Source organism: Corallococcus sp. BB11-1, assembly GCF_026626625.1.
In the GTDB taxonomy this organism is placed as follows: Bacteria; Myxococcota; Myxococcia; order Myxococcales; family Myxococcaceae; genus Corallococcus; species Corallococcus soli.
In genome coordinates this window covers 19,265-30,194 of record NZ_JAPNJY010000018.1, presented here as the reverse complement: position 1 = coordinate 30,194, position 10,930 = coordinate 19,265, and the positions used below count along the sequence as shown (strand labels likewise).

10 protein-coding genes are annotated in these 10,930 nt (G+C 71.0%); 2 read left to right on the top strand and 8 right to left on the bottom strand.

Annotation, left to right across the window (positions count from 1 at the left end):
- Nucleotides 1-92 precede the first annotated feature (92 nt).
- The 3 genes from OV207_RS15025 to OV207_RS15015 are packed head-to-tail and all read right to left on the bottom strand — an operon-like array spanning nt 93 to nt 3,273.
- Nucleotides 93-752, bottom strand: a complete 660-nt coding sequence (locus tag OV207_RS15025) for a response regulator (protein ID WP_193429636.1) — start codon at nt 750-752, stop codon at nt 93-95.
- A gap of 2 nt (nt 753-754) precedes the next feature.
- Nucleotides 755-2,950, bottom strand: coding sequence for a serine/threonine protein kinase (locus OV207_RS15020; RefSeq protein WP_267555927.1), 2,196 nt, complete (start codon nt 2,948-2,950; stop codon nt 755-757).
- The gene (locus tag OV207_RS15015; protein ID WP_193429634.1) at nt 2,947-3,273 is read right to left on the bottom strand and encodes a hypothetical protein; all 327 of its coding nucleotides are present in this window, start codon (nt 3,271-3,273) and stop codon (nt 2,947-2,949) included. The genes OV207_RS15020 and OV207_RS15015 overlap by 4 nt, the downstream gene beginning before the upstream one ends.
- Nucleotides 3,274-3,340: 67 nt before the next feature.
- On the opposite strand from OV207_RS15015, the gene OV207_RS15010 reads away from it, so the two are divergent.
- Nucleotides 3,341-5,050: an HAD-IG family 5'-nucleotidase gene (locus OV207_RS15010; protein ID WP_193429633.1), complete on the top strand. Its 1,710-nt coding sequence runs from the start codon at nt 3,341-3,343 to the stop codon at nt 5,048-5,050.
- Nucleotides 5,051-5,056: 6 nt separating this feature from the next.
- Here OV207_RS15010 and OV207_RS15005 read toward each other — a convergent pair whose 3' ends face one another.
- The 5 genes from OV207_RS15005 to OV207_RS14985 form a co-directional block, all read right to left on the bottom strand.
- The gene (locus OV207_RS15005) at nt 5,057-5,839 is read right to left on the bottom strand and encodes a class I SAM-dependent methyltransferase (RefSeq protein WP_267555926.1); all 783 of its coding nucleotides are present in this window, start codon (nt 5,837-5,839) and stop codon (nt 5,057-5,059) included.
- A 13-nt stretch (nt 5,840-5,852) separates the two neighbouring features.
- Nucleotides 5,853-8,015, bottom strand: a complete 2,163-nt coding sequence (locus OV207_RS15000; protein ID WP_193429631.1) for a sensor domain-containing diguanylate cyclase — start codon at nt 8,013-8,015, stop codon at nt 5,853-5,855.
- Nucleotides 8,012-8,293 (bottom strand): FtsB family cell division protein, encoded by a 282-nt coding sequence (locus OV207_RS14995; RefSeq protein ID WP_193429630.1) that lies wholly within the window; start codon nt 8,291-8,293, stop codon nt 8,012-8,014. Before OV207_RS14995 ends, OV207_RS15000 begins: the two co-directional genes overlap by 4 nt.
- A 130-nt stretch (nt 8,294-8,423) precedes the next feature.
- The gene (locus OV207_RS14990; RefSeq protein WP_193429629.1) at nt 8,424-8,951 is read right to left on the bottom strand and encodes a TlpA family protein disulfide reductase; all 528 of its coding nucleotides are present in this window, start codon (nt 8,949-8,951) and stop codon (nt 8,424-8,426) included.
- Complete coding sequence (locus tag OV207_RS14985; protein WP_193429628.1) at nt 8,948-9,439, bottom strand: Fur family transcriptional regulator; 492 nt, start codon at nt 9,437-9,439, stop codon at nt 8,948-8,950. The genes OV207_RS14990 and OV207_RS14985 overlap by 4 nt, the downstream gene beginning before the upstream one ends.
- A gap of 226 nt (nt 9,440-9,665) precedes the next feature.
- On the opposite strand from OV207_RS14985, the gene OV207_RS14980 reads away from it, so the two are divergent.
- A complete protein-coding gene (locus tag OV207_RS14980; protein ID WP_267555925.1) occupies nt 9,666-10,925 on the top strand; it encodes a hypothetical protein in 1,260 nt (419 codons plus the stop codon).
- Nucleotides 10,926-10,930 lie beyond the last annotated feature (5 nt).

The window sequence follows — 10,930 nt, the reverse complement described above, 5'->3', positions numbered from 1 at the left end:
TCGAAGAGGGCGTGGAGGATGGGGTCCACCGCGCGCGCGGCGGACCGCGGGGATGCCTTTGCCATAGGTGCCCCACCGTAACCACGGCGAGGCTAGAGATCCACGACACCTTCACGCAGGGCCATCACCACGGCGTCCACATGGGAGTTGACGCCCATCTTCCGGTAGATATGCGACAGGTGCGTGCGCACCGTCCGGCGCTCCAGCGTCATCACCTGCCCCACCTCCGCGTTGGACAGGCCCTTGGCCACGTAGCGCAGCACGTCCAGCTCCAGGGCCGTCAGCCCCCAGGGCAGCTCGGCGGACTTCTGGGCGGGCTTCGCCTGCACGGACTGGAAGTAGTTCCAGAAGCGCCGGGCGATGAGGGGCTCCAGCACCGTGCCGCCCTCCATGACCTCCTGGATGGCGGAGCGGATCTTCTCCGGCCCCACGCGCTTGACCAGGTAGCCGGACGCGCCCGCCTGGATGGCCTCGTAGACCTTCTGCTCCTCCTCGAAGGACGTGAGGATGAGGATCTCCACCTCCGGGGCGCGGCGCTTGACCTTCTGGGTCACCTGGATGCCGTGCATGCTCGGCAGCTCCAGGTCCAGGAGGACGAGCTGCGGGCGCTCCCGGACGATGTCCTCCACCGCCTGCTCCCCGTCCTGGGACGTGCCCACCAGCTCCAGTTCAGGGAAGGTGTTCAGGACCTTGACCAGGTTGCGCAGCAGCTGCGGCTGGTCCTCGACGACGAAGATGCGCGTGCGCTCCACGTTCACCGCCTGGTGGGAGGAGGCTGGAACTGTTCCTCCAGCTTCTGGTGCTGGCCCCGCGAGAAGCGGAGCTGGAAGTCCTTGCGCTCGCCGGTGGAGAGCGCGACCACGCGGATGTCGCGCGTGCCGATGCGGACCGGGTAGTTCACCAGCGGCGTCGTGCGCGCCACCCGCGCCCCGTCGATGTAGACGCGCGCCGGCAGGTTGGTGCGCAGCGTGAGGAACGCCCGCTGGGCCTTGGTGGGCACGGCCGGCTCGGCCCCGTCCCCGTCGTCCTCCTGGTCCTCCAGGTCCTGGGAGGCGGCGGCCCTGGGGGGCGCGGGCGGCGGAGGCGCGATGGGGCGCAGCTGGGTGGCGCTGGGGCTCCCGGCCGCCACGGGCGCGTTCGGGTCGTAGTGCGGCAGGGGGGGCGGCGGGGGCGCGGACTCCAGGCCCAGCCGCCACACCGCGACGGCGAAGATGAAGAGGCCCACCGACGCGATGCCCACGGCGATGAAGCGCAGGCGCTTGCGGCGCCGCACCATGTCCACCGCCTCCATGCGCGGCGTCTCCACCGTGTCGAAGCGCTGGGACGGCGGCAGGTGCCTGTCCGAGGGCGCGGGCACCGCCATGTCGTGGCGGGGGCGTCCGTCGTCCCGGCCCGGGGCACCCGCGCGGCGGGCCGGGGCGTTCCCGGGCTCGGCGGGGAGCGCCTCGGTCGGCTCGGCGCGGCCCCGGCGCTCCTGACGCGGCAGCTCCGCGCCATCCGCCCCCCGGTTCGCGCCCGGCTGGGACGGGCCCACGGACGAGAGGAGCAGCGTCTCCTGGGCGGGGGAACGGCCCGCGGCGCCGCGCGCGGGGCGCAGGGCCGCGCGGCGTTCGGAGGGCGCGGGAGGTTCGTCGTCCCCCAACGGCGGCGGCGAGGAGAAGTCCTCCACCACCTTCATGCGGGGGTTGCGTCCGACGCGCGTGGAGGAGTGTCCGTCCGCCCCACCCTGCGGCAGGACCTGACGGCGGGACTTCTGCGCGAGGACGCCGGGGGGCGCATCCCAGCCCTGCTCCAGGGGGCCGGCATGGGCGGGGTCGGTGCTCCGGGCGTCGCCCGGGACGGGGGCTGACTCCTCCGGCGCCTGGGCGTCCGGCGCGTAGTCCTGGGGGCGATACTCCTCGAAGCCGGGGGCGGCCTCCTGCGTGTTCGCGGAGGCCTCCTCCTCGGTGGGCGCGCGGGTGTACGGCGCGCGCTGGACGATGGACGCCTCGTGCTCCTCGGCGTGCAGGTCCTCCATCTCCGCGCCGGAGACGGGCTCCAGTTGGAAGGGCTCCGCGAAGGGAACGGGGCCCGGCGCGGCGATGCTCACCTCGTTGGGGAACAGCTCCGACACGAAGCGCGCCACGTCTTCCGGGCCGGGCAGTCCGCCGCCCGTGGAGAGGAAGTTGCGCAGGGCCTGGGCGAACTCGCCGCACGAGCGGAAGCGCCGCTGGGGTGCAGGATCCAACGCGCGCATCACCGCGGGGTCCAACCGCGCGTTGAGGCGACGGTCCAACCGGCTGGGGGGCGGCAGCGCTTCGCGGCGGGTGCTCACGCCGCTGCCGGGCACCACGGCCTCGCGCAGCGTGAGCAGCTCGTAGGCGATGGCGCCCAGCGAGTACACGTCGGACGCGGCCGTGGGCGGCTCTCCGCGCGTCACCTCCGGCGCGCGGTACGCGCTGCGTCCGCGATGCGCGAAGGTGCGCTTGAGCTGGGGCACGGCCAGCAGCGCATGGAGCGCGCCGAAGTCACAGATGGCCGGGTAGCCCTCGCGGGACAGCAGCAGGTTGCCGGGGGTGAGGGCCCCGTGGACGACGCCCGCGTCGTGGGCCAGCTGCACCGCCTCCAGCAACTGGATGACGATGGACAGCGCCACGGTGGGCGGCAGCAGCACTTCCTTGGTGTTGAGGCGCTGGAGCGCGATGCCCAGCGTGAAGCCGTCCACGTCCTCGCGCACCACCGCGAGCCGCTGGCGCACGAAGCCCAGGTCCACCACATGGAGGATGCCCGGGTGGCGCACGGGCTGGAGCCGCCGGACGGTCTCCGCCAGCTCGCGGGCATAGGCGGGGTCGGAGGTGCGCTGGAGGAACAGCTTCACCGCGACGGGGATGGTGGGGACCAGCACGGCCCCGTACAGCTCCGCCAGGTCCCCGGCTTCCGTGCGGCCAATGAGTCGGTACGTCCCGCTCATCGCGTCTTCCGCGCCGTCTTGGCGGCGGCCCCGCGCGGACGCCGGGCCACGGCGGCGAACACGAAGCCGCACCAGACGCACGACTCACCGCGTCGCCCCCGGGGCAGCTCCAGGGTGCAGCCGGGGCAGCGCGGCCGGGCGCGGCCCACGCGGACGGTGGCGGCGGAGACGCTGGGGCGCGAGCGCACGGGGGGCGGCTTGCGGCCCTCCAGGAGCAGGCGGGCCTCCAGGCGGCGCACCCGGTCCTCCAGCGCGGCGATCCGTGCGGACAGGCGCGCGTGGAGGTCCTCGGCGGGGGCCGGGGATGGACGGGAGGAGCGCATCGGGGCCAGAGCGTGCCAGCCCCGTGCGAAGCCCGCAAGGACGCGGCGACCGGGAGCCCCGCGTGTTATGTCTTGCGGTCCCGTGCCGTCCATCCTCTCTCCGACCCAGCCCATCCCGGGCGGACCCTCCGTGGATCCGCTGCACGGGAGCTTCCGTTCCTCCATCAACCGGGAGCGCGCCGACGATGCGGCGCACCGCGCCCACGAGCTGCTCACCGACGAGGTGCTTGGCCGGCTGCTCTCCACGCCCCGGGAGCCCGCGGCCCAGGTGCCGCGCGCGCGCGAGGTGTTCGTCAACCGCAACCTGCGCATGGACCACGTCGAGCTCATCGGGTTCGACATGGACTACACGCTGGCCATCTACCACATGCGCCGGCTGGAGCAGTTGTCGTTCGACATGACGATCGCGAAGCTGATCAGCGAGTACGGCTATCCGCCCTTCATTGGCGGCCTGCTCTACGACCACCACTTCGTGATGCGTGGGCTCGCGGTGGACCGGGTGAACGGCAACGTCCTGAAGATGGATCGCTTCGGGCACGTGGGGCGCGCGTACCACGGCCTCCGGCCGCTGAAGCGCGAGGCGTGGAAGGAGCTGTACCGCAACAAGCGGGTGCGGCTGCGCAACCCGCAGTTCGCGTGGAACGACACGCTCTTCGCGCTGCCGGAGACGTGCCTGTTCTCCGGCATCATCGAGCTGATGGAGTCGATGGGGCACACCGTGGGGTACGGCAAGCTCTACGACGACATCCGGGAGGCCATCGACACGGTGCACCGGGACAACTCGCTCAAGCGGGAGATCCGCAAGGACCTCGCGCGCTACGTGTTCCTGGACCCGGAGCTGGGGCCGGCGTTGCACAAGCTGCGCTCGGGTGGGAAGCGGCTGTTCCTGCTGACGAACTCCGCGTGGGACTACACGAACGCGGTGATGCGCTACCTCTTGGACGGGCAGCTCCCGGAGTACCCGAGCTGGCGCAACTACTTCGACTTCACGGTGACGGCGGCGGGCAAGCCGGCGTTCTTCACGGAGAGCCGGCCGTTCCTGGAGCTGGACTCGACGACGGAGGAGGGCCGCGTCGTGGGCGAGGCGAAGTCGCTGGAGCGCGGCACGGTGTACTCCGGCGGCAACCTGGCCCAGTTCGAGGAGATGACGGGCTACCGGGGTGAGCACATCCTCTACGTGGGCGACCACATCTACGGCGACATCCTGAAGTCGAAGAAGTCGTCGCTGTGGCGCACGTGCATGGTCGTCCAGGAGATTGAGGACGAGATCACGTACACGGACCAGCGGCGCGCGGACATCGACACGCTGTCGGAGGTGGAGCTGACGCGGGCGCGGCTGGACGACGAGGTGAACCACCGCAAGACGGTGCTCAACTCCGTGGAGCGCCGGCTGGAGCGCGGGGAGCTGTCGGAGGCGGAGCGCCTGGAGGCGGAGGAGCTGCGCAAGAAGACGAAGGCGGAGCTGGAGAAGCTGCGCCGGTCGCTGAAGGAGACGAACGGCATCGCGACCACGCTGGAGCGTGACGTGGAGGAGGGCTTCAATCCGTACTGGGGCCTGCTGTTCAAGGAAGGCAACGAGAACAGCCGGTTCGGCTACCAGGTGGAGCAGTACGCGTGCCTGTACACGAGCCGCGTCTCGAACTTCCTGCACCACTCGCCGATGCAGTACTACCGCTCGCCGCGCGACCTGATGGCGCACGAGCAGGCCGGAGCGCTGTCGAGCAAGATGTCCCCGCTGGGGAGCGAAGGGCCGCCGAAGGGTTCAGAGCGGGGGTAGGCGGCGCTACGGCGTCGCGGGCAGCCTGCCCCAGATGACTTCGCTGAAGCGCGAGGTGGGCGCGGGTTCGATGCCCAGCTTGAGCAGGTCGTCGGTGTGCCGGGCGCCCTTCACGACGACCCAGCGGCGGGCGACCCGCCTCCCCTCCTCCAGGGCTCCGGGGGTGAGGGGCGCGTGTTCCGCGAAGCGGCGCAGCACGTCGAACGCGGGCTGGGCCTTCTTGGGCTTGGCGAACATCGGGTCGAAGAAGACGACGTCGAAGGACTTCGCGGGCAGCGTCTTCAGGTACGCGTGCGCGTCCGAGTGGTGGACCTCGATGGCGCAGGAGTCCGCGCCCCGGCCGTAGCGCTGGAGCCCTTCCGCGGCGACGACGCACAGGGGCAGGCTCTTCTCCAAACCCACCACCCTGCCCTGCGGCCCCACCGCGAGTGACGCCACCAGCGCGTCCTGCCCGAGTCCCAGGGTGCAGTCGAGCACCGCATCCCCAGGGACGAGCTCCGCGAGTTTGAGGAACGTGTCGTCGCGCTGGCCCTGCCGCAGTCGCATGCGCCGCAAGTGCGCCATCCCCGCGTGGAAGGCGAACGAACCCTGGGGTTCCCACAGCGTCACGCCGTCGCCACCGACGACGAGCAGCGCGTCCACCTTCGTGCCGAGCCACGGGGCAATGCCCTCGCTGGAGCGGCGCGGCAGGAACGGCAGGCCCCACCGCTGCGCCACGGCCCGCGCCTCGCGCACCGTGGGCACATCCGTCTTCGTGCTGGTGGTGACGGCGAGGGGAATCGGCTGCATCGGTACCGCCGCCCTACTCCGCGACCGCCTGGAGCTTCCGGCCGCCCTGCATCTGCGCCACCGTCACGGCCTGGTTCCGGCCGTTGCGCTTCGAGTGGTACAGGCACTGGTCCGACAGGTCGATGAGCTGCTGCTTCTCCTGCCCGTTGTCCGGGAACGTGGAGATGCCCAGCGACATCGTGATGCGCAGCGGGCCCATCTCCGTCTGGAACACCTCCGCCATCACCGCCTCGCGGATCCGCTCGGCGATGACCTTCGCGCCGTGCGCGTCCGTCTCCGGCATCACCATCACGAACTCCTCGCCGCCGTAGCGCGCCACCACGTCCGTGTCCCGCGCCAGCGTCTTGATGATGCGCGCCACGCCCTTGAGTACCTGGTCGCCCGTCGGGTGCCCGTACGTGTCGTTCACGCTCTTGAAGTGGTCCACGTCCGTCAACACGATGGAGCACTTGCGGTTGTACCGGCGCGCCTGCGCCAAAATCTCGTCCGCCCGCGACTGGAACGTGCGGTGGTTGAGCAGCCCCGTGAGGCCGTCCGTCGTCGCCATCTTCTCCATCTGCTCGTAGAGCTGCGCACGCAGCACCGCCTGCGCCGCCTGGATGGCGATGACCTCAATCATCCGCAGCACGTCCTGCTCGAACGCCGCCTTCTTGCGCGACCCCGCAACCAGCGTGCCCAGGATGCGGTCCCCCGCCACCAGCGGGAAGATCTTCAGCGCGCCCAGGCCGCGCACCTGCGTCTCCTCGTCGAAGATGACCTGGCGGTCCATCGCCTTGATGTCCCGCCCCGGCAGCGGCGCCCCGTAGCGCACCACGTTGGCGACCAGCCCGTTGTTGTCCGGGAACGTCCGGCCCTCCATCGCCTTGCCCTGCGCCGTCACGCCCGACATCCGCACCACGCGGTGCACCCGCTTGCCCTCCTGCTCCGACACCAGCGTCACCGCGCAGAAGTCCAGCCCGGCCAGCTGCCGCGTGGACTCCAGCACCGCCACGAACACCTGGTCCGGGCTGCCCGCGCGGTTCAGCTCCTCGATGGCCCGGAAGAACCGGTCCTTCTCGTCGCGCGTCTTGCGGATGTAGCTCATCACCCGCTCCACCTCGATGGAGCGCAGCACCTCACCGGCGATGGTCGTCAGCAGCTTCTCGTCCTGGTCCGTGAACGGCTCGTTCTTGAGCTTGTCCGCCACCAGCACGCCGCGCACCAGCCCGCTGCCCTCCAGGATGGGCACCGCCAGGAGCGCCTGCACCGTGGGGCCGCCGCTCTCGTAGTACGTGACGCCCTTGAGCCCCTGCGGCGAGTTCATCCGCACCGGCGCCCGGCGCTTCAGCACGCCGCCGATGATGCCCTCGCCCGCGTTGAACTTCTCGCGCTGCACCCGCTCCGTGGGCGAGCGGCAGTCGTACAGCTTCAGGCTCCGGTCGTCCGACGTCAGCAGGAACGCCGCGCAGGTGTCCGTGCGCAGGCCCGTCTCCGCGATCTCCAGCGCCGCGTGCACCGCGCCTTCAATCTCCTTCACCGACGCGACGAGCCACTTCTCATCGGAGCTCATCCCGCTGAAGCTGTCCTGCGTGCCGGAGCTCACCAGCCGGAAGGTGCGCGCGCGCTCCTCCACCTCGCGGATGCGCTTCTGCACCGCGTCCGACTCCGCCCGCTTCGCCACCGCCATCCGCGCGGACAGCACCAGGTGGTACAGCCCCGCGAACAGCGCCAGGAACATGGTGTGCGTCAGGAAGCCGGTGAGGTTCACCACCGGCCCGCCCAGCGTGACGAGCCCGTCGTACACCAGCGCCACGCCCAGCAGCGTCATGCCCGCGTTGCGCGGCAGGAACGCCACCAGGAACGCCATCAACAGGTAGACGATGGGGAACAGCTCCGTGCCGCCAATCGCCACCACGATGAAGGCCGCGGAGATGAGCCCGCCGCCCAGCTCCAGGTCGTCGCGCAGGTCGATGATGGCGCCCACCGAGGAGCGCATCGCCCGGCGCCACGCCGCCATGCCAATGCCGACCAGCAGCCCCATCACCAGCGCCGCTTCCGTCCACCCCAGCGTGTGCAGGCCCCGGAAGCCACCCCGCGCCAGATGCACGAAGGTCGCCAGGGCCACGGCTGCGGGGATCGCGCGGAAGAACGCGCGCACGAGCTTCGCCGGAGAGGGCACCGAAGGCAGCGAGGTCATGGCGACTCCAGGTGGAAGACGATTTCGCCCGGCTTCACGTAGCCAAGCTCCTCACGCACGGACTGCTCCAACGTCGCCGGATCCTTGCGGAGCGCGGCGATCTCCCGACGAAGTGCGTCGTTCTGCGCGGCCAGGGCGCGGTTGCGCTCATCGAGCACCTCCACGTCATTGCGCAGGCGCAGGTAGCGCCGGAAGCCCTTGGCGTCCGCCACCGAGGCCAGGCTCAAGGCCACCGCCACCACCGCCGCCGCCATCAGGAGCTTTCGCCGAGACGTCATGAACGCCGGCGAAGGTACCAGCGGCCCCCCTGCCCGCAAGAAATCCGCTCCAGCCCTGTAGCACCGTCGGAAGCGCCCCGGAGTAGCTCCAAGGAGGCTCCGGTGAAGCTCCGGAAACGGGCGCGAAGCGTCAGTCTTCCTTCAGCAGCTTCTCAATGGCCTTCGCCACGTCCGCCTGGCCCTCCACGCCCTGCCACGCGGCCACCGCCCGGCCGCGCTTGTCCAGGAGCACCGTGCTGGGCAACGCGCGGATCCGGCCAAAGGCGCTCTGCCCCGCGCGCATCGCCTCGTCCGACACCAGCACCGGGTACGGGAACGCGTAGTGGTCCGCGAACGGGGCCAGCACGCGGCCCTCATCCAGGTCCATGCCCACCGCCACCACCTGGAAGCCCCGGGCGCCGTACGCCTCCTGGAGGTTCTTGAGCGTGGGCAGGTCCGCCAGGCACGGGAAGCACCAGGTGGCCAGGAACGACACCAGCACCACCCTGCCCGGGAGCTGCCGGGGGTCGTAGCGCACGGGGCCCACCGACGGCAGCCACAGCGCCCGGTGGAACGCCGGGCCCGCGTCCACCGGCCCGCTGTTCCGGTGGCACCCGGACAGCGACAGGACACCCACCGCCACGGCACACGCCAGGGCGCGCGCTCGCACCGGGGTCACGCCTCCGTCGTCGGGGGGCCGCCCCGGAGCTGGCAGTCGTGACACAGGCCGTACAGCTCCATCTTGTGCGACGTCACCGTGAAGCCGTGCTTGCGCGCCACCGCGTCCTGGAGCGTTTCGATGCGATCATTCTCGAACTCCACGATGGTGCCGCAGCTCGTGCAGATGAGGTGGTCGTGGTGCTCACGCCCGGCGGCCGCCTCGTAGCGCGTCTGCCCGTCGCCGAAGTTGCGCGCGTGGGCCAGGCCGCACTCGTTCAGGAGCTTCATCGTCCGGTACACGGTGGCCACGGACACCTTGGTGTCCTGTTCGCGCACCTTGTTCCACAGCTCCTCCACGGACAGGTGGCCCCCCACGGCGAAGAACGTGTCGATGATGAGGCTGCGCTGACGCGTGCTCTTCAGACCGTGCTGGGCCATGTAGCGGGCCAGCACGTCGTCCTTGTCCTTCGCGTCGTGGGAATGGGCGTGGGAGTGATGGGTCGTCATCTGCAATCTCTGGAGCACCACATGTGTTGAGGCTGGGATGACCGTCCCCGCAAGCCCATTTCGCCTGCCGCCCTCAGGAAGCGCCCGCTCCCCTGACTACCACGGCCATCGACTTGCGCCGCGCGTGGGCTGTTTACATTGGGGTCGGACTGGCTCATTGACACCTGTCTGGCGGCGAAGATAGAGGCAACCGCCCTCGTAAACGAGCATTTTTCCGAACCTTTCCATGATCAGTCCCTGGCAGAGAAGACGGCAGCCTGACGACGTACCCACGCCGGTGGCCGTGGCGGTGTCGGACTTCTGCCGACGCGCGAAGGCCCCCGCACCCGCCCAGGAGGTCCGCGAAGCGCTCGCGCTCCTCTCCGAGGAGGAGGACTTCCGGGTCCGCTCCCTCACGGACGGCGAACCGGAGACCTCTCCGCTGGGGCCCTTCGCCCTGGTGGACATCCTGAGGGGCGTCCCCCCGTCGCTCGCGGCCCAGCGCCAGACGTGCGGCTACTACGCGGTCGCCCAGGAGCTGGCCCAGGTGCGCGAGGAGAAGACCCCGCCCCCCGCGCCGGTCTCCACGACGCCCACCTTCGCCCTGCCCCCCACGGGCGCGCCCGCCCCGGCGGACACCGACCCGAAGACGGGCCGCCGCAAGAGCGCCAAGGCGGAGGCCGCCGCCGTGCAGGAGCGCATCGCCCCGCGCAAGCGCGTCACCGACGAGGACACCCTCGACGAGGCCGAGCCCGCCGCCGAGCAGGCCGCCCCGGCTCCGTCCCCGGAGGACGAGGACGCCCCGCGCTTCGTCAAGCGCGAGCTGCCCCGCCCCCGGGGCCGCTTCACCCGCGTGGAGGCCCAGCGGCTGTCGTTCTTCGAGCTGACGCGCGCGGAGGGCAAGGAGACCCTGGAGGCCGCCATCGAGGCCACGGAGCACCGCTACTCGCTCCTGCGCACCCTGGAGCACCGCTACAACGGGCCCCGGGGCGAGCTCACCCAGGTGGACATGGAGAACGTCCTGCGCCAGCACGGCATCATGGAGACGCTGGAGGCGCGCGAGAAGAGCAACCTCCAGACCGCGTACGCCTCCCAGCGGGGCGCCGCCGGCCGCGTCGCCTGGGCGCTGGGCCTGAGCCCCAGCGAGCTGCAGCGGCTGACGCACGCGCTGCGCCTGGAGGAGGAGGTGGAGGCGATGCGCGAGCGCTTCCGCAACGAGGTGCTGGCCACCTCCCACCTCACCCACCGGCTGGACATGCTCGGCAAGGACAAGTACCTGGCGGACCTGGGCATCCAGAAGCGCTTCACCGACTCGCTCCGCAAGGAGCTGGAGCGGCTGGTGAAGGACGCGATGCCGGACGCCACCGATCTCCACTCGCTGGCCAACGTCGTGGGTCGTAAACACGGCGCGCCCGCCGAGCTGGTCACCCGCGCCTTCGAGCGCCTGGGTCTGGCGGAGTCGCTGCGCAAGCAGCTCTCCTCGCAGGCCCTTCCCCCTTCGCACTGAGACGA